Here is a 17037-nt window from a genome sequence, read left to right as displayed (position 1 = left end):
AAGGGCGGATGCAGCACGCGCATGAGCATGCGGGAACTCGCGTGCACGGCCGCTTGTCCACCAAGCCGCCATGCACGTCTTTCAGTTACTTACTGATAGAAGTTCATCGTGAGCATCGCCGAGCGGCCCGGCGCCCAGGTTGCATAGATCGGATACGCGGTCTGGTAATACTTCCTGTCGAAGATATTGTTCACGTTGAGTTGCAAGTCGATCTTCTTCGACACGCGCCACGTGGCCGATGCGTCGAAACGCGCGTAGCCCGGAATCCATTTGCGCGAGGTCGCGGCCACCGATGCGTAAGTCAGGCTCGACACCGTCGCGCCCGCGCCCAACGTGAGCTTGGGCAACACGTCATAGCTGGTCCACAGCGTGAAGTTGTGCTTCGGCACCATGACCATCGGCAAGCCTGATAGAGCCGGGCTCGTGGGGCCCGCATCGGTCGTGATCGCGTCGAGGTACGAGTAGCCGCCGAACACGGCCCACTTGCTGGTCACGTTGCCTGCAAAGCCGAACTCGAAGCCGCGTACGCGCTGCGAGCCCGCGTTGATCGTACCGCCCAAACCGTCGCTCACGCGAGCGTTGGTCTTCTCGGTCTGGAACAGCGCGGTCGTGAGCGACAGACGCTGATCCAGCACATCCCATTTCGCGCCCACTTCGATGTTGTTCGAGCGTTCGGGCGCGAGATCCTTGTTGGTCGTGGTGATCTGGTCGGTACCGCCGCCGAGGCCCGAGTTCGAGCCAGGCGGATTCGACGATGTGCCATATGACGCATACAGGCTGACGGTGCGGATCGGTTTGAACACCAGGCCGAATTGATAGCTGAACAGGTTCGACGAGTTGCTCAGATTGGCGACGCCCGCCTGCTCGGCGGTCACGTCGTAGCGGTCGAAGCGCATGCCCGCGTTGAAGATCCAGCGCTCGGAAAGCTGAACGCTGTCGAACAGATAGGCGGATGCGATGTTCGTCTGCGTGTGCGTTGCGGGGCCCGGAAAGCTTTTGTCGCCGTTCAGCGCGATGCTGCCCGTCCACGGATTGTCCGGATTCCAGCCGCCGAAGAGCGACGTGCAGTTGTAGGCGACCGAGCACGGTCCGCCCGAACGGATGTTGTTGCCCGCCGAATCGCTGACGAGATAGCCCTCGTAGAGATCCTGTTCGTGGCTGAATTCCACGCCGGCTGTCACGGTATGACGCATGCCGTAGAGGTCGAACTTGCCGCTCGCCTCGGTCTGGTTCGCCACGCTATTGGTCGCGTATTTGCCGCTCTTTGCCTGCAGACTCAGGATGTTCGAGGTCGCGCTCGTGAGTTGCGGATTTGTCGCGATGTAGTCGAGCGTCGAGCGGCCGAATACGGTCGTGTTCTTCACCTTCCATGCGTCGTTGATGCGATGTTCGACCTTCACTTCGCCCGTGTCGGTCTGGCCGCGCCGGTAATCGCGCGAGTTGAGTCCGAAGAACTGGCCGCGGTCTGTCGCCACCGGCGTGCCGCCCGTCGAGCGGAACGGCGAGCTGAAATCCGGCATGTCATAGGTGTTCAGATGGTAGTAGCTCACCGTGACCGTGGTCGGCGAGTTCAGGCCGAACGCGATCGACGGCGCGACGCCCCAGCGCTTGCTATAGATGTCGGTGCGGCCAGCCTGATCGGCATCGTGGCCCATGACGTTCAGGCGGATCGCGGTGGTGTCGTTGAGCTTCTGGTTCCAGTCGACGGTCGCGCGTCGGTAACTATCCGTACCCAGCCCGACGCTGCCATTGATGAAATTGTCGGCTTGCGGCGCCTTGGTGGTGATGTCGATGCTGCCGCCCACCGAGCCGCGTCCCGCGTACACCGAGTCGGGACCTTTGACGACGCTGATGTTTTCGACGTCGAAGGTCTCGCGGTTTTGCACGCCCGAATCCCGCATGCCGTCGACGAAAATCGAGTTGCGCGATTCGAAGCCGCGGATCACCGGACGATCCGCCGAAGGATTCGCCGCCGCATCGCCGCCGAGGAAGGTGATGCCCGGCACGGTGCGCAGCGCGTCGGTGAAGGTCGAGACGTTCTTTTCCTTGAGCACCTCCTGCGGGATGACCGTGATCGAGCGCGGCGTGTCGATGAGCGGCGAGGTGAATTTGTACGAAGACAGCGATTTCGTCTGCAGGTCCGACGGGGCCGACGAAGTCACTTTCACTGCAGGGAGCGTGGCGTCGGTGGCGGTGCTGCCGGCGTTGCTGGAGGGGGTCGAAGCCGCCGTTGTGGATGCCGGGGAGGGCGGCGTGGCGGGCGTCGCCTGCGCGTGGACGGCGGTGGTCGCGAAAAATCCGGAGCAATACAAGGCTGTAACGGACGCGATCGTGCGCATCCTGAACTGGGCGGAAGATGTCATGGCGTGTAGTCAGTTTTCGACGGTCCACTGCCTGACAACTCATGACCGTTCGTTAGAGGCGCCAAGCGTGGATTCGGTAATTGCAAATAGTCATGATTCGCATTTGCGGTTATGGATTGTAAAAATCAGAAAGCATGTTGTAAATGCGTGCTGGGGAAACGCAAACAAATTGTTGGAATTTGGTAAACGGGTGGATTGTTAAGGGAACGTTAAGGTTGGGTGTGGTTGTGGATGGTTGCCTGCCTGGGTGGGTTGGCGCGCTAGTCGGCCGTCTGGTGTTGGTCAAAATGGGCATAGCGGTCGCGCACCAGCGCCCTGGTTTGTGCCCGCAGGTTCGCCAGCAGTGTGCGGCTGGTGGGCTGTGCCGAAACGAGCCCGGCCGGTCCAGCAGCCTCGTAGCGCCACACCAGCTGGCTGACCTGACGCTCACACAGTTGCAGCCGTTCAGCGGCCAGTACGATCGTCTGCCGGTGCTGGATGACCGCCTCGATGATCTTCATGAGCTCGAGCTCATGCATGCGGATCGTGATGAATCCACGTGCGTTCATGGTCGGGCTCCGGGCTGGCTCTGATGCCGCTGCATGCACCACAGCAGCCAGCCCGGACATTTCTAACTGGCTCAAACCGGACATTACAACTTAGCCGCTACAGACTTTGTGTTGATAATTTATATTATGTCAAATTAAGATGCAGTCCCCAGCCCGTTTAGTAATCCCACACCACCTTCAAACTACAACAATCCCAAACCCTCCTTTTCCCATTGCCGATCAACCACTTACCCCAATCCACCACCCACTAGCAGAAACCCCAGACAAACCCGCTAATCCTCCACGCCCCAAGTGCCGTTATCATGCTGGCCAAACCAATACGAAGGAGACAAACGATGCTGAAAAAATGGGCCATTTGCGCCGCGCTTTTTGCCACTGCAGCCGTCGCCTACGCGGACGCAAAATGGGAGGTCGTCAGCCAGAATCCCACCGCGACGTTTTATGTCGACACGGAATCCATCACGCGCACCGGCCAGACGGTGAACGTCTGGACTAAGGCTGTCAACAGCACGCCGCGGATTCAATCCGGTGACCAGATCGCCACTGCCTACGGGCTGGATCACTTCGTCTTCAACTGCGCGGATAAATCCGGCGCGCTCGTGAGTTTCGCCCGGTTCGATCAGACCGGCGCGACCATCCAGTCGCTCGCACGCAAAAAATACGAGATGGAAGCCGTCGCTCCCGACACGCCCATGGCGATCCTCCTGCATCGCGTTTGCCAGTAGCTGCGAAAGTTTGCCAGTAGTTGCAAAAGTAACGCAGCCAGCCGTTTCGTGAATCGCCAACGCGTTGCTTGCTAAATGCTTTCATCGAAGAGGGTTTGTCTGAATCGCCTTGCCTGGGGCGCTGTCAGACCGCTATAATCGGCGCCTCTTCGGGGAGTAGCCGCCTTGGACGAAATGTTCAGGGGCTCGCGTCAACATACTTGGAGCGGTCGTCAGACCGTCCATGGCGCGCGCAGCAATCGCCTGGCAAGACCGATGACTCACACTCCCACCAGCCGGGTCGCGGGAGTGCGTGTCATCGTGATTTGACCGTGCGGCCCGGTTATAACAAACCCCATGCAATCATTCCTCGTATCCACAAGCGTTGTCGGTCTCGCTGAGATCGGCGACAAGACCCAGTTGCTGTCTCTGGTTCTTGCGGCGCGCTATCGCAAACCTATCCCTATCGTGCTCGGCGTGTTCGTCGCGACGCTGATCAATCACGGCTTCTCGGGTGCGCTCGGCGCGTGGCTTGCCAGCATCATCAGGCCGGAAATCATGAACTGGGCCGTGGTGGCGTCGTTCGCGGTCATGGCCGTGTGGATCCTGATTCCGGACAAGCTCGATGATGCCGACGCTCTACCCGTCAAAGATTCAATGGGCGTGTTCGGAACAACGGCAATCACGTTCTTCATCGCGGAAATGGGCGACAAAACCCAGATCGTGACAGTGGCGCTCGCGGCGCGATTCCACGAATTCTTCGGCGTCGTGGCGGGCACGACGCTCGGCATGATGCTGGCGAACGTCCCGGTTATCTATCTTGGCCACAAGTTCGCTGACCGCTTGCCGACCAAGGCGGTTCATATCCTGGCGGCGCTTATTTTCGTCGTACTCGGCGGCCTCGCACTGCGCACGGCGCTGTATCCGGAAACTCACTCGATGTTCTGATCTTCCGGCGTGACGTGACGGCTCCCGTGGATTAGCGGAAGCCGTCACGCAGAACTTGCAGCGCGAGAAAACCGCTTACATCGGCGGAGCGACGCCGTCCTTTTCCACGACCACGCGTTGCGCGACGAAGGTGCCTTGCGACGCGGGCGTGGCGACCACAAACACTTTCTTGCCGGCGGTCAGGTCGGTGCGCGCGGCCGACGTGAACGTGACGATGGGCACATTCGCGGGGACCGTCACCGTGTTGTTGCCGCCCTTGTACGACAGCTTCAGATCGCGGCCGCTGGTGCCCTGAACGACCGTGTCGACGTTCGCGTTGGTCATCGAGCTATTCGGGCCGAGATCCCAGTCATAGTGCCCTTCCCCCGTGCCGCGCGCGGATTCCGGGAACACCACCACTTCGGTCGCCGTCAGCTTGCCGTCAGTGCCAGTCGTCGCGGCCGTGCCGACGAAAGAGCCCTGTTTAATATCGGACAGTTGCATGGCCTTGACGGCGGACACGGTGACCGTCGGCTTGAGGTCGATCGACACGGTGTCGCCGCTGCGGCGGTGCACCTTCAGCACGTCGCCGTCGAGCGAAACGATATCGCCGCGGATGCGCGATGGTTTGACCGCCGGGGTCTGCGCAAGCGCGACGCCGCTAATAGCCAGCGTCACGAGAGTAACGCCGAGATTCAGACGAATAGACATGGATGCTCCGTAAAAAACCGTTGGTTTGACCTGCGACTAAAGAAAAAAGACTGAAGACCGGTGAACCTCAGGAACCGCCGAACCAGTTGTAGCCCTGGTTCTCCCAGTAGCCACCGGGGTATTCGTTCGTCACGCTGATCGCGACGATATGTTTCGGATTCTTGTAGCCGAGTTTCGTCGGCATGCGCAGCTTCATCGGAAAGCCGTACTTCGGTGGCAAAACCTGGCCGTCGTAGGTCAGGGTCAGAAGCGTCTGCGCGTGTAGCGCGGTCGGCATGTCGATACTGGTCGAGTAGTTATCGGCGCAATGAAACGCGACGTAGCGGGCCGTGGTATCGGCGCCAGAGCGTCTGAGAAAATCGGCGAAACGCACGCCTCCCCATTTGCCGATCGCGCTCCACCCTTCTATGCAGATGTGCCGCGTAATCTGACTTTCCTGCGGCAACGCGCGCAATTCTTCGAGCGTCCACACACGCTTTCCATGCGCGAGGCCGTTCACCTCGAGCCGGTATGTCGCGGGATCGACCTCGGGTACATCGTCGATGTCGTAGAACGCGTTGAACGGAAACGGCCGCGTGATCATCGACTCCGGATAGGTCGGCGCCATTTCGTTCGGGTTGAACAGCAGAGCCTGCACGTCGTCGTTGAAGAACGACATTTTGCGCAGCATGGTGTTCACCGATTTGTCATTGGACAGGTCGCAACCCGACAGCATCGCAATGCCGCCGAGCGTGAGAATCCGCTTTCCGAGCAGCCTGCGTGCGGGGTTTTTCAGTTCGCGGCTCACATCCTTGATGATCGCGTCGGCGTGGGACGAAAAAATTGCGGCCGGCTTTTTAGCCTGTTTTCTGAACGTCATGGTTACCGTCCGCGAATCATCAGAAGCAGCGAGCGCGGCACCAGCGCGACCATCACGACGTGCAACACGAAGAACGCAACCAGTACGCTCATCGCGACGAAGTGCACGACGCGCGCGTTGTCGTACCCGCCCATCAGCGTGCGCAGCAGCGGGAATTGCACTGACTTCCATACGGCCAGGCCCGACACGATCAGAAGCGCGATATCGACGATGACAACGAGGTAGGCAAACTTCTGCACGGCGTTGTAGCGCGAGAGATCCTGGTGACCGAGCTTGCCGCGCAATGCGGCCAGCAGGTCCGTTACAAGCGACCTGGGACTGACCGGCAGGAGCTTTTTCCGCAGACGCCCGGAGGCGATATTCACGCCGACATAGACGAGGAAATTCGCGACGAGCACCCACATCACCGCGAAATGCCAGAGCAATGCGCCACCGAGCCAGCCGCCGAGCGTGATCGCGGGAGGAAACTGAATGGCCCGGAAGATCGGCGACGCGTTATAAATCTGCCAGCCGCTCGTGACCATCAGCACGACCGCGAGCGCGTTGACCCAGTGCGTGATGCGCACCCAGGCGGGTTGAATCGTTGCGTGACTCAAAGTTGTCTCGTCATGGATGATGTTGCCGGTTGTTTGCACGGCTGTCGTGTGGGATGCCTGATCGGCGAGCGCCGGCTCACCTTGCAATCCAGCCTGTGCCTTATCGACGTAAACACCACCTGGGAGGGATTATTCCGCGACGGATATAGAAATTTTTCTTACGGAACGGTAAGACGTCATGGACGCGTGGGAGATGTGCAGGAGCGTTCGAGCGACGCGCCGAAGGAGATGTAATTCGCGTGGCCGGAAGCGTGGGTGTGGATGGCGAGCAGCCGTGCCGAGCCAATTCAAGGATCGAGCCTTGAGCATCGAGCGCGGCAAATGAATCCAACCTTGCCGTCTCAGTAACGATTGAAGCGGCAACCGCAACCGGGTGCGGGCAGCGCCCCTTCAATTCAATCGGTACCTGCCTACATCGCACCGGCAGCGCCGGCATGTCGGTCCCACGTATCGCGTGACTTGCCGGACGAAATGAAATCGGAGGACTGAAGCGCAACCGTATCGCGACTTGCAGTCGAGCGCTTCGCGGTGGCTTTAGCCAGAATGCGACTGACGCATGAATAGAACAATTCGAGTTGTCGTGCGTCTGAGGTGTTTCGCTCCAACTCGAACACATCTTCGAGCACGCGACGCGAAATATGGAAGCGTTGTAGTCCGCGGGCAATACGAACCGAGAAAACGACGCCATCACTGTTATGTGGCACCGCAGCCCAAATGAGCGCATGGTTACTCATGAAGCCCCCGTGAATCCAGTTCTTCAGATCTAAACCGGTTAATCGATGGTGGCACAGCTCAAAATGGGTGAATACGTTTCAAAATTATGACTTGCCATTTATGCGACATTTTTACAACGGGTTATATTGCGGCGCAGCAAAAATGTTTTAGACTGAAGAACGGGCGCGGTCTGAAGCGCCCCCATGGAAAAAAGGACGGGAGAACGGACCATGATCTCTCATGCATCAACGAGCCGGACCGAACCGGAGTTGCATATTTTCGAGCAGGCCGGAGGCTGGCACTGGGGAATCACTGTCCCGCGCGCAATGGGCAGCGGATTCAAGGTGATTGCATACAGCGAACAAACCTTCCCGGCAGAGGACATTGCCCGCATCGACGGAAGTCATGCGCTGGAATCTCTGCAGGTGGCGGCACATACGAACTGACGCGCCGCCCTCGCCTCGACGCTTTAGTCGTCACTCTATTCGCGCCTCATTTCTTGACTTGAGGCGCCCTCACCCACGTTGCGATTGTCGGCCGCTATTCGAATACCGGTTCCGGGCGCAGTTCACGCGTGGCGATCCAGCAAAGGATCGATCCGGTGCAAACCATGATTGCGCCCTTCCAGAAAGCGAATGGGAGCGGCGCATTCAGCAGTTTCGCCGCGAGCACGGACGACAAAACCGGAATCAGATAAGACGCGCCCGCGAGCACTGTCACGTTCCCATGCAGAATTCCGACATTCCACGCGGCGTAACCGAATCCGATCGCTGAGGCCGCAAGGAACAGGTAGATGACCGTGTGTGGACTGAAGTCCATCGCGCCGCCGCCATTGATCGCGTACTTGATCCACAGCGCGGCGGCCGTCAGCATGAAAAACAGCGTCACGCCGTTGCTTCCCTTTGCATGTCGCGCTGTGACGGTGCAATACCCCGCCCAGATTAAAGCGCCGGTAAAGGCCAAGCCGAAGCTCAGCGGATTCGCTTTGACGTTCGCCAGCATTTCCGCAACATCGAAGCCCTGATCGCCTCCGAGAACCCAGCCAATTCCGATTAAGGAAAGGACAAATCCCGGAAAGATCAAAAGATTCGATCTCTGGCCGTTAAAGAGAATGGCGGCGATCAGCGTGAAAGTCGGCCAGAGATAATTGACCATGCCGACTTCGACGGCCTGACGGCCGCTGTCGGCATAGCCGATCGAAAGCGACAGGCAAAGCTCGTACGTGACGAACAGCAGGCTGCCCCAGATCAGATAGGGACGCGGAAATTTTCTCAGATCGGGAAATCCGACCGTGAAGAACAGCATGACGGATGCCACCGTGTAAATCATTGCGGCGCCCGCGGTCGCGCCGAGTCCTTCGCTGACACCGCGCATCAGACCGACGATAGAACTCCATAGGAGCACCGCAACCAGGCCTATCAGCGTGGCCTTTTTTCCTTGGTCCATGGATATTTGAAGATATTGAGTTAGTTGTTACGCGTGGCCGACATGGGGTGTCGGCGATGCTGCGAGATGGAGTGAAAATGAAACGCCGGATTATCCCGCAATCCGGATCGTTTTGACTTCGAGATGTTGGTCGTGCGCGCAGACCGGCGCGTTGCGGCTGTCAGCACACCGCGCGTTCACACGCATCCGCATCCGCATCCGCACAACTGCCACATTTCTGTATAATTGCGAACGATTCTCAATTGCGTTTGACCCGGCCACGAGTCTCCGACCTCTGAACTATGAAAACCTTTCTGTCCAACGATCTTATCGAGCGCTTCGGCTACGGCATGGCCGTCTACATCTCGGCGAAAATGTCGTCGATGCAGCGAAGCATCGACGCAATCAATGTCGAACGGAACGCGGCCGGTACGTCGCCGCTGAAGAGCATCCATATCGACGAGGTCGTCGGCGTGCTCCGCAGAAAGGGCAAACTGCCGGCCTGAGCCTGGGCGGCGCACGGGTCACGTCACACGGGATTATCATGACTCTCCGTCGACGTCTGTCGCGAGGAGTCCACCGTGCCGGTACTGATTCTGGGGCTGCTGATATTCCTTGGCTTGCATTCGATCCGTATCTTCGCGGACGAGTGGCGCAAGGCGCTAATCGCTCGGATCGGAGACAACGGCTGGAAATCGGCCTATTCGGTTCTATCCATCATCGGGCTCGCGCTGGTCGTGTGGGGATACGGAATGGCGCGGCGCGAACCGGTCGTTCTGTGGACACCGCCGGCCTGGGCACCACACGTCGCAGCAGTCCTCACTCTCGCGGCATTTATTCTCTTTCCGGCTGCCTACGTGCCGGGGAATCACTTCAAGGCGATATTCCGGCATCCGATGGTAGTCAGCGTGATGCCGTGGGCCGTCGCGCATCTGCTCGCGAACGGCACGCTAAACGCCGTCGTGCTGTTCGGCGCGTTTCTCGTTTGGGCGCTGGTCGATTACGCCGCCGCGCGACGGCGCGATCGCGTCGAACATATCGTTTATGCCGCCGGGACTCTCTCACGCGACGTGATTCCGGTGGTAATCGGCGTTGTCGCGTGGTTCGTGTTCGCGTTTTATATCCACGGCTGGATGACCGGCGTGAAGCCGCTGGGGTGAACGCAGCTCATCCATCGCGACGCGCCGCCCTCCCCGTCAACGCGCCGCCGCGACCTGGCCGCCGCCCCACGCTTACGCCGACAACTTCTGCATCTCCGCAAACAGATCGGCCTTCCCTTCAAAGCCGATGCCGGGCAGATCGGGCATCGTGATATAGCCGTTTTCGACCTTCACGCCGTCGGGGAATCCGCCATACGGCTGGAACAGATCGGGATAGGATTCGTTGCCGGCCAGTCCCAAACCCGCCGCGATATTCAGCGACATCTGGTGTCCGCCGTGCGGAATGCAACGGCTCGGCGACCACCCATGCTGACGCAACATGTCGAGCGTCCGCAGATATTCGACCAGACCGTAGCTCAGCGCGCAGTCGAACTGCAGCCAGTCGCGATCCGCGCGCATGCCACCGTAACGGATAAGATTACGGGCGTCCTGCATCGAGAACAGGTTTTCGCCGGTTGCCATCGGCTTGTCGTAGTAATTGCGCAGCGTGGCCTGCAATTCGTAGTCGAGCGGATCGCCGGCCTCTTCGTACCAGAACAGATCGTATTGCGAGAGCGCCTTCGCATATTGAATCGCCGTGTCGAGATCGAAGCGGCCGTTCGCATCGACGGCCAGCTTCTGACCGTCGCCGAGCACGCTGAGGATCGAGTCGATGCGGCGCAGATCTTCGTCGAGCGACGCGCCGCCGATCTTCTTCTTCACGACCGTATAGCCGCGATCGATATAGCTGCGCATTTCGTCTTTCAGCTTGCCGTGGTCCTGGCCCGGATAGTAGTAGCCGCCCGCCGCGTACACGAAAATCTTGCGATCGGGCTCGCCGTTGCCATAACGGTCAGCGAGCAGCTGGAACAGCGGCTTGCCTTCGATCTTGGCAACCGCGTCCCACACGGCCATGTCGATCGTGCCGATGGCGACCGAGCGCTCTCCATGACCGCCGGGCTTCTCGTTCGTGAACATGGTCGCCCAGATCTTGTGCGGATCGAGGTTATCGCCTGCGTCGTTGACGAGGCTGGCAGGATCGGCTTCGAGAAGGCGCGGAATGAAGCGCTCGCGCATCAGCTTGCCCTGGCCGTAGCGGCCGTTGGAATTGAAGCCGTAACCGACCACCGGCTTGCCGTCGCGGAACACATCCGTCACCACGGCGACGAGACTCAGCGTCATCTTGCTGAAGTCGATATAGGCATTGCGGATCGGCGAGCTGATCGGAACGGTCTTTTCGCGGATTTCGACGATTCTCATGACGGTGTCTCCTGAGTGTTGAGCACGTTTTGCAGACTTGGGGCCGCGATGGACCGTAGCTTATCCGCGAAATGGCGGCCTATAATTCGCCTGAATTCATATCACTTTTTACCTTTGGCGAATAATCGAATGGCTCTCGACGCCGGATCGGATTTCGAATTTTTCATTCTCCTCGCCCGGCTCAAGAGCATGTCGGGCGCGGCGCGCGCGCTTGATCTCACGCCGCCTGCGGCGACCAAGCGTCTGGGCCTGATCGAGCAGAAACTGGGTGTGCGCCTCGTCAACCGGACTACCCGCAGTGTCAGCCTGACGCCCGAGGGCGAGACCTATCTGCGCTACGCGACGCAAATCGTCGGTCAGGTCAGGCAGATGGAAGAAGAGATATCTGGAGCACGGCCCGATCCCCAAGGGCTGTTGCGCGTCAATGCAACGCTCGGCTTCGGACGCACGACCATCGCGCCGCTGGTGTCGGAGTTCGCGAAGCGCTTTCCTCAAGTGGAAATCCAGTTCGAAGTGACCGATCGGCCCATCGATCTGGTCGCGGATGCGTTCGATCTGGCGATCCGTTTCGGCGAGCTTCCCGACAGCCGTCTGAGTGCGCGGCGGATCATGAGCAACCGGCGTTTCTTCTGCGCGTCGCCCCGATACCTGGAGCGGTTCGGCGTGCCGGAGCGCGTCGAGGATCTGGCGCGCCACCGTTGCATCGTTCATCGCCAGAACGATGAAGCGTATGGCGTGTGGAGGTATCTGCAAGGCGACCGGATCGAGGCGCTGAAAGTCAAAGGCGCGCTGTCGAGCAACGATGGCGATATCGTGCTGCGCTGGGCGCTCGACGGACACGGCATCCTGATCCGCTCAGAATGGGATCTCGCGAAATATGTTCAGAGCGGCCGCTTGAAACTGGTGCTGCCGGAGACGCCGCTGCCGTCCGCCGATCTCTTTGTCTACTATCCGAGCCAGCGCAACCAGACCGCGCGTGCACGAGCCTTCATCGACTTTCTGATCGACCACTTTCAGGCGCCGTTCGTGCCGGTCGAAACGGGCGCTCTGATCTACGCGCAGAAAAAGAAAGCGGCGAAGAAGACCTGAGTTTGTTAAGCCCCTCAGGTCAGCTTCACCGCTCTGCCCGCTTTATCGAACGAGAAATCCGTAAGTCAAAGGGTCTCTGGAATCGATGATCCAGTTGGCAAACCCGCAGACGAAAGCGTTGCCCTCCACCTCTGGAATGACCGCCTTGAATTCGCCGACCGTGGTCTCGCTCAGCACGCGTCCCTTGAACACCGTGCCGATGATCGACTCGTTCACAAGCGTCTCGCCCTTCCCCAACTGTCCGCGCAGATAAAGCTGCGCAACGCGGCCGCCGGTGCCTGAACCGGTCGGCGAACGATCCACCTCACGGTCCGCGAAAACGCAGCAGTTGGCCTGCGTTGAACCCGCGTGCCGCGGCGCGTTCGCGATGATGGTGCCGTAAATGTGGTTGATCTCAGGAATGTGCGGATGCTCGACCGGAAACGCCAGATTGGCCGCCGCCTTCACCTCCGCCCCGAAGCGGATCAGTTCCTCCACCGACGACTCGCGCACTTCGAGCCCGTGCGGCTCGCCATCGGTATAGAAGTAGAACGCGCCGCCGAACGCGATGTCGCCGCTCACCTTGCCGAACGACGGCGTGTCGACGGTCACGTCCCGCTTCCAGATGAACGACGGAACGTTGACGAAGCGCACGTTACCGGCGTGCTCGCCGTCCCACTGCACGAACGCTTCGATGAACCCGCACGGCGCGTCGATCCCGATGCGCGTCTCGGGAACCTCGCGCTGCACCCATCCCAACTCGACGGCCGCAGTCGACAGCGCGATCACACCGTGGCCGCAGTGATCGCTATAGCCCTCGTTATGCAGAAAGATGATGCCGAAATCGGCGTTCGGGCTGACCGGCTCGGTCAGATAGCCGCCGTACATGTCCGCGTGGCCGCGCGGTTCGAACATCAGCGCGCGGCGGATGTCGTCGGCGTTCTCTTTCAGCCACGCGCGCCGCTTGACGATCGTGTCGCCAGGCAGCCTCGGCAAACCGCTCGTGACGATGCGGAACGCTTCGCCGCCGGTGTGAACTTCAACAGTCGAGATGGTGCGGGTAATTTTCATGTTGGCTTCGGGAAGTCGAAGGACGGCTGCATCGAATGTGCGCTCCGTGGTCGCTTATTGGCCGTACGGAACCGGCAGGCCGCTTTTGATCACGTAGACCGTGGTCGGTGCGCCTTTCAGGTCGCCGTACTCGTCGAACGAATAGGTGCCGGCCACGCCCTTGTAGTTTTCCTTCGCCAGTTGACCCATGAGTTTGGCTTTGTCGGTCGTCGTGCCCGCCTTCACCATCGCATCGGCCAGCATCTTCACGCCGTCGTAATAGCTGACGGCGTAGACCTGCGTATCGGTGTTGTACGCGGCCTTGTATTTCTGCAGGAACTCGCGACCCGCCGCCGTTTTGTCGAGCGAGATGCCGCCTTGCGCGCAATACACGATGGACGCGGCATCGCCCGCCACCTTGCCCATGTCGGCCGAGCAGATGCCGTCGCCGCCGAGCAGCTTCGCGCGCAGGCCGCGCTGACGCATCTGTTTAGCCATCGGTGCGCCCTGTGCGGCGTAGCCACCGAAGAAAATCACGTCCGGGTTCTTCGCCTTGATCGTCGTCAGAATGCCGAGGAAATCGGTTGCCGACGAACTGGTGAATTCCTGATCGACGATCTGGATGCCGTTCGCCTTGGCTTCCTTGATGAACTGCTCCGCGACGCCTTGACCGTACGCCGTGCGATCGTCGATCACCGCGGCCGTTTTGGCTTTCAGCGTCTTCGCCGCGAATTGCCCCATCGTGCCGCCGAGCTGCTCGTCGCTCGCGCCGATCCGGAAAATGTTCTTGAAGCCCTGCTTCGTCAGCGCCGGATTGGATGCGACCGGCAGCATCGGCACGCCGCCGGTGCTGTACACGCGCGACGCCGGAATCGCCACCCCCGAGTTATACGGCCCGACCACGGCGATCACGCCGCTGTCCACCAGCTTCTGCGCGACCTGCACGCCGACTTTCGGATCGGCCTGATCGTCCTGCGAATCGAGTTTGAAGGTGACTTTCTGACCCGCGACGCTCACGCCGGATTTATTCAGCTCGTCGATGGCGAGCCGCGCGCCGTTTTCGTTGTCTTTGCCATTGGGCGCCTGCGGGCCGGTGAGCGGCGCCGAGTGACCGATCGTGACGACGACCTGTGCATGGGCGGACAGGGTGAATCCGGTGGCCACCACGGCAGCCATGATTGTTGTGAGACGGCGCATACGAACTCCAGGTAGACCAGGAAGGAACCCGACCATTGGGGTCGGGCCGGTGCACGGCATGACTTCGGTAAAGCAGACCACTGACTACTGACACTTCACGACCCACGGACCCACGACTATCGACCGGCCAGGCCCTCGCGCGCGACGCGGCAGGCAGCCAGATCCCACGCGGCGCAGCCGACGCTCTTGAAGAAAACCGGCGCATCGATTTCAAGCTCACCGGCGATGGCGTCGGCGAGCGCAGCAACGCTCTTCCAGTCGACGTTCGCCTGAATCAGATCGCCCGCTTCATTCTTGGCGCCGACGGGGTCGTCCACGATCAGGAAACTGCCGTCGATCGTCGTCTGAGCAACTTCGGCCGCATCCGGCGTGAAAGCGCCGACGCCGACCACCAGCCGTCCCGCGCATGCCGGCTCCGAATAGACCGGCGATTTAGTCGTCGTCAACGTGATGACCACTTCGACGCTGGCGGGAATCGCATCGCTGTCCAGCACGGCGAGATTCGGCGCGCTGGGCTGCATCCGCTCGACGAATGCCGCCGCCGCTTCGCGCGACCGGCTTTTCACGTACAGACGCGCGTCGGGAAAAATCGCCGCCAGTGCTTCGGCGTGATTGGCCGCCTGTTTGCCGGTGCCGATCAGGAGCACTTCGCGCGGAGCCGAGCCGTGCAGCGTCTGGATGCCGAGCACGGTGACGGCGGCGGTGCGGCGTCCGGTGACCGTCGGGCCGTCCAGAACGAAGAGCATTTCACCTGTGTGCGCATCGCACGCAACGACCTGGCCGTGAATGGTCGGCAGCCCAATTTTTCCGTTCGACCGGCATACGTTGACGAGTTTGTGAATGGCGATATCCTCCGCGCTCGCGGGCATCGACAGCATGAGGCCGCCCTCTTGCAGCGGGATCACCATGCGCTCCGGGCTGACGATTTTTCCCGCGCCATACTCGACGATGGTTTGCCGCAAACCTTGCACGAGCGACGGATAGTCCAGCAGATCGGCGGTCGCCTGGGCGTCGAAATTCCGGGTGATAACGGCAGTCATTCGGCTCACTTATAAAAAGGACGCTCACGACGTCGAGCAGGCACAACTGGAAAGAATTACGGCCAATCCACGAGGATGGCCATTTGCTGTTTCAGACCACTCATCTCAAATTCTGGGCAGAATCTAAGCCAAAAAAATTAGATAAACAAGCCATTTTCAAAAATGTCTGCGTTATTTGGTTTAAAACGGAACCAATTTTGCACGCAAAGCGCATCGATGCAGGCTACTATAGGACCAATTTTGTCGTTCCGGTTTCGTGACAAACCCTCGGTTGCGCGTCGTGACGACAGTCCGACTTTGGTATATTCAAGAACCACATCCGACCTGCAGAAAGCGAAAATGGCCTCCCCCCTCGGCGAATTCGAGAGCAACTTCCGTCCGTTGCAGATTTACGAGCAGGTCTCGGAGAAGATTCGCGCGGCAATCCGCGCCGGCGTATTTTTGCCGGATGCGCGTCTGCCGTCCGAACGGGAACTGGCGGCGCGCTTCGGCGTCGGCAGACCGGCGGTGCGCGAAGCAATCGGCGCGCTGCAGAATGAAGGACTGGTCGTCACGCGGCGCAATTCAGGAACCTATGTCGCCGCCACGGCGGGGCAAATTCTCGCGTCCGCCGCGACGGCGAACGCGGCCGAATCGGATGCATTCGACTTCAGCCCGTCAGCCACGTTAGACGTTCGGCTGATCCTCGAACCGGCGATTGCACGACGGGCGGCGGCGCATAAAAAACGCGACCGCCTCGCCGAGCACTACCTCGCGCAAATGGAAACGCTGACCGATGTCGCCGATGCCGAGCAACGGGCGTTGTGGAATAACAGCGACCGGCTTTTTCATCGGCAGCTTGCGGTCATGACCGGCGATGCGTTGCTCGCCAAGCTGGCTGAAGAGATTGCCGCGACGATGGACCAGTCGCTGTGGAAGCGACTCAAAGACGACGGCATTTACGACCCGACGCGAATCCGGCTGTATGTCGCGGAACATCGGCTGATCTACGAGGCGATCGTGACGGGCAATGCGGACGCGGCGGCGTTCTATGTGGAACAGCACATCCACCGGGTGCAGCGGGATATCGCGCCGCAATAGCGCGGGAACAGGCATAAGAGCGCGAACGGGAGCAGGCACGGCGAACGGTGTTCAAGCGCACCGAAGATGGCTCCCACGCGTGGCATCGTGTCGAAAAACCAGCGCCGGAGACCATCTTGTCACGCACGTTGTCACCCCTTTTCGACGCAATTGCATGGACCCCCAGGCTCCTTTGGGTCTGGCTTCTGCTGTGCTTTATCCGCGATGAACAAACAGTCGCGCCGCGTCGCCCTGCCGATTACCGCGCCAGACGCGCCAACCGCGCTGCGTCGATCCGACCTGATCTGACCGCAGGCGAGCGCATAACACTGCAATAACGAATTTGGCGCACCCGGAGCAACCGCTTCCAGGTGCGC

At 60.2% G+C, this 17037-nt stretch carries 19 protein-coding genes and 1 riboswitch; of the genes, 8 read left to right on the top strand and 11 right to left on the bottom strand.

What is annotated here, in order from left to right; genetic code table 11:
* Nucleotides 1-89 precede the first annotated feature (89 nt).
* Nucleotides 90-2162, bottom strand: a complete 2073-nt coding sequence (locus ABH945_RS24350; RefSeq protein ID WP_429252201.1) for a TonB-dependent receptor — start codon at nt 2160-2162, stop codon at nt 90-92.
* Between the two features lie 25 nt (nt 2163-2187).
* Between ABH945_RS24350 and ABH945_RS24345 the strand changes: the two genes are divergently transcribed.
* On the top strand, nt 2188-2565 hold the full coding sequence (locus tag ABH945_RS24345; protein WP_429252200.1) for a hypothetical protein: 378 nt from the start codon (nt 2188-2190) through the stop codon (nt 2563-2565).
* A gap of 58 nt (nt 2566-2623) precedes the next feature.
* Here the strand turns inward: ABH945_RS24345 and ABH945_RS24340 are convergent, their stop codons facing one another.
* Nucleotides 2624-2911, bottom strand: a complete 288-nt coding sequence (locus ABH945_RS24340) for a helix-turn-helix domain-containing protein (RefSeq protein WP_429252199.1) — start codon at nt 2909-2911, stop codon at nt 2624-2626.
* Nucleotides 2912-3246: 335 nt separating this feature from the next.
* On the opposite strand from ABH945_RS24340, the gene ABH945_RS24335 reads away from it, so the two are divergent.
* Together ABH945_RS24335 and ABH945_RS24330 are read left to right on the top strand one after the other, a co-directional pair.
* Entirely contained in the window at nt 3247-3636 is a 390-nt protein-coding gene (locus ABH945_RS24335; RefSeq protein ID WP_074768510.1) for a surface-adhesin E family protein, read from the top strand.
* 144 nt (nt 3637-3780) lie between these two features.
* Nucleotides 3781-3960: riboswitch (yybP-ykoY riboswitch) on the top strand.
* Between the two features lie 12 nt (nt 3961-3972).
* A complete protein-coding gene (locus ABH945_RS24330; protein ID WP_074768512.1) occupies nt 3973-4563 on the top strand; it encodes a TMEM165/GDT1 family protein in 591 nt (196 codons plus the stop codon).
* A 75-nt stretch (nt 4564-4638) separates the two neighbouring features.
* Here the strand turns inward: ABH945_RS24330 and ABH945_RS24325 are convergent, their stop codons facing one another.
* From ABH945_RS24325 to ABH945_RS24310, 4 genes are all read right to left on the bottom strand, one after another.
* Nucleotides 4639-5253 (bottom strand): hypothetical protein, encoded by a 615-nt coding sequence (locus ABH945_RS24325; protein ID WP_074768514.1) that lies wholly within the window; start codon nt 5251-5253, stop codon nt 4639-4641.
* Between the two features lie 67 nt (nt 5254-5320).
* Nucleotides 5321-6112, bottom strand: a complete 792-nt coding sequence (locus ABH945_RS24320; protein WP_429252198.1) for a molybdopterin-dependent oxidoreductase — start codon at nt 6110-6112, stop codon at nt 5321-5323.
* Nucleotides 6113-6114: 2 nt separating this feature from the next.
* Nucleotides 6115-6708 (bottom strand): cytochrome b/b6 domain-containing protein, encoded by a 594-nt coding sequence (locus ABH945_RS24315; RefSeq protein ID WP_074771098.1) that lies wholly within the window; start codon nt 6706-6708, stop codon nt 6115-6117.
* A gap of 410 nt (nt 6709-7118) precedes the next feature.
* Nucleotides 7119-7442: a hypothetical protein gene (locus ABH945_RS24310; RefSeq protein ID WP_429252197.1), complete on the bottom strand. Its 324-nt coding sequence runs from the start codon at nt 7440-7442 to the stop codon at nt 7119-7121.
* 210 nt (nt 7443-7652) lie between these two features.
* Here ABH945_RS24310 and ABH945_RS24305 point away from each other — a divergent pair, with 210 nt between their 5' ends.
* On the top strand, nt 7653-7868 hold the full coding sequence (locus ABH945_RS24305) for a hypothetical protein (protein ID WP_074768520.1): 216 nt from the start codon (nt 7653-7655) through the stop codon (nt 7866-7868).
* Nucleotides 7869-7962: 94 nt separating this feature from the next.
* Here the strand turns inward: ABH945_RS24305 and yddG are convergent, their stop codons facing one another.
* Nucleotides 7963-8868: an aromatic amino acid DMT transporter YddG gene (yddG, locus tag ABH945_RS24300; RefSeq protein ID WP_074768522.1), complete on the bottom strand. Its 906-nt coding sequence runs from the start codon at nt 8866-8868 to the stop codon at nt 7963-7965.
* A gap of 281 nt (nt 8869-9149) precedes the next feature.
* Between yddG and ABH945_RS24295 the strand changes: the two genes are divergently transcribed.
* Together ABH945_RS24295 and ABH945_RS24290 are read left to right on the top strand one after the other, a co-directional pair.
* On the top strand, nt 9150-9353 hold the full coding sequence (locus ABH945_RS24295) for a hypothetical protein (protein ID WP_074768524.1): 204 nt from the start codon (nt 9150-9152) through the stop codon (nt 9351-9353).
* 75 nt (nt 9354-9428) lie between these two features.
* The gene (locus tag ABH945_RS24290; protein ID WP_074768526.1) at nt 9429-10007 is read left to right on the top strand and encodes an NnrU family protein; all 579 of its coding nucleotides are present in this window, start codon (nt 9429-9431) and stop codon (nt 10005-10007) included.
* Nucleotides 10008-10079: 72 nt separating this feature from the next.
* Here the strand turns inward: ABH945_RS24290 and ABH945_RS24285 are convergent, their stop codons facing one another.
* Entirely contained in the window at nt 10080-11246 is a 1167-nt protein-coding gene (locus ABH945_RS24285) for a mandelate racemase/muconate lactonizing enzyme family protein (protein WP_429252196.1), read from the bottom strand.
* A 129-nt stretch (nt 11247-11375) separates the two neighbouring features.
* Here ABH945_RS24285 and ABH945_RS24280 point away from each other — a divergent pair, with 129 nt between their 5' ends.
* Nucleotides 11376-12335, top strand: coding sequence for a LysR family transcriptional regulator (locus ABH945_RS24280; protein ID WP_429252195.1), 960 nt, complete (start codon nt 11376-11378; stop codon nt 12333-12335).
* A 42-nt stretch (nt 12336-12377) separates the two neighbouring features.
* Here ABH945_RS24280 and lhpH read toward each other — a convergent pair whose 3' ends face one another.
* From lhpH to lhpI, 3 genes are all read right to left on the bottom strand, one after another.
* Nucleotides 12378-13385 (bottom strand): trans-3-hydroxy-L-proline dehydratase, encoded by a 1008-nt coding sequence (lhpH, locus tag ABH945_RS24275; protein ID WP_429252194.1) that lies wholly within the window; start codon nt 13383-13385, stop codon nt 12378-12380.
* 54 nt (nt 13386-13439) lie between these two features.
* Nucleotides 13440-14561, bottom strand: coding sequence for a branched-chain amino acid ABC transporter substrate-binding protein (locus ABH945_RS24270; protein WP_074768534.1), 1122 nt, complete (start codon nt 14559-14561; stop codon nt 13440-13442).
* A gap of 116 nt (nt 14562-14677) precedes the next feature.
* On the bottom strand, nt 14678-15601 hold the full coding sequence (gene lhpI / locus ABH945_RS24265) for a bifunctional Delta(1)-pyrroline-2-carboxylate/Delta(1)-piperideine-2-carboxylate reductase (RefSeq protein WP_429252193.1): 924 nt from the start codon (nt 15599-15601) through the stop codon (nt 14678-14680).
* Between the two features lie 339 nt (nt 15602-15940).
* Here lhpI and ABH945_RS24260 point away from each other — a divergent pair, with 339 nt between their 5' ends.
* Nucleotides 15941-16681, top strand: a complete 741-nt coding sequence (locus ABH945_RS24260) for a FadR/GntR family transcriptional regulator (protein WP_429252192.1) — start codon at nt 15941-15943, stop codon at nt 16679-16681.
* The last annotated feature ends 356 nt before the right edge of the window (nt 16682-17037 follow it).

Source organism: Paraburkholderia sp. GAS333, assembly GCF_050435665.1.
Taxonomy (GTDB): domain Bacteria; phylum Pseudomonadota; class Gammaproteobacteria; order Burkholderiales; family Burkholderiaceae; genus Paraburkholderia; species Paraburkholderia fungorum_A.
Note: the sequence above shows the minus strand (reverse complement) of the source record. Positions and strands in the feature narration are given on the sequence as shown.

Coding starts and splice junctions, on each gene's coding strand:
- ABH945_RS24340 (WP_429252199.1), bottom strand. CDS start 2,911: ATGAACGCACGTGGATTCATCACGATCCGCATGCATGAGCTCGAGCTC.
- ABH945_RS24335 (WP_074768510.1), top strand. CDS start 3,247: ATGCTGAAAAAATGGGCCATTTGCGCCGCGCTTTTTGCCACTGCAGCC.
- ABH945_RS24330 (WP_074768512.1), top strand. CDS start 3,973: ATGCAATCATTCCTCGTATCCACAAGCGTTGTCGGTCTCGCTGAGATC.
- ABH945_RS24325 (WP_074768514.1), bottom strand. CDS start 5,253: ATGTCTATTCGTCTGAATCTCGGCGTTACTCTCGTGACGCTGGCTATT.
- ABH945_RS24320 (WP_429252198.1), bottom strand. CDS start 6,112: ATGACGTTCAGAAAACAGGCTAAAAAGCCGGCCGCAATTTTTTCGTCC.
- ABH945_RS24310 (WP_429252197.1), bottom strand. CDS start 7,442: ATGAGTAACCATGCGCTCATTTGGGCTGCGGTGCCACATAACAGTGAT.
- ABH945_RS24305 (WP_074768520.1), top strand. CDS start 7,653: ATGATCTCTCATGCATCAACGAGCCGGACCGAACCGGAGTTGCATATT.
- yddG (WP_074768522.1), bottom strand. CDS start 8,868: ATGGACCAAGGAAAAAAGGCCACGCTGATAGGCCTGGTTGCGGTGCTC.
- ABH945_RS24295 (WP_074768524.1), top strand. CDS start 9,150: ATGAAAACCTTTCTGTCCAACGATCTTATCGAGCGCTTCGGCTACGGC.
- ABH945_RS24285 (WP_429252196.1), bottom strand. CDS start 11,246: ATGAGAATCGTCGAAATCCGCGAAAAGACCGTTCCGATCAGCTCGCCG.
- ABH945_RS24280 (WP_429252195.1), top strand. CDS start 11,376: ATGGCTCTCGACGCCGGATCGGATTTCGAATTTTTCATTCTCCTCGCC.
- lhpH (WP_429252194.1), bottom strand. CDS start 13,385: ATGAAAATTACCCGCACCATCTCGACTGTTGAAGTTCACACCGGCGGC.
- ABH945_RS24270 (WP_074768534.1), bottom strand. CDS start 14,561: ATGCGCCGTCTCACAACAATCATGGCTGCCGTGGTGGCCACCGGATTC.
- lhpI (WP_429252193.1), bottom strand. CDS start 15,601: ATGACTGCCGTTATCACCCGGAATTTCGACGCCCAGGCGACCGCCGAT.
- ABH945_RS24260 (WP_429252192.1), top strand. CDS start 15,941: ATGGCCTCCCCCCTCGGCGAATTCGAGAGCAACTTCCGTCCGTTGCAG.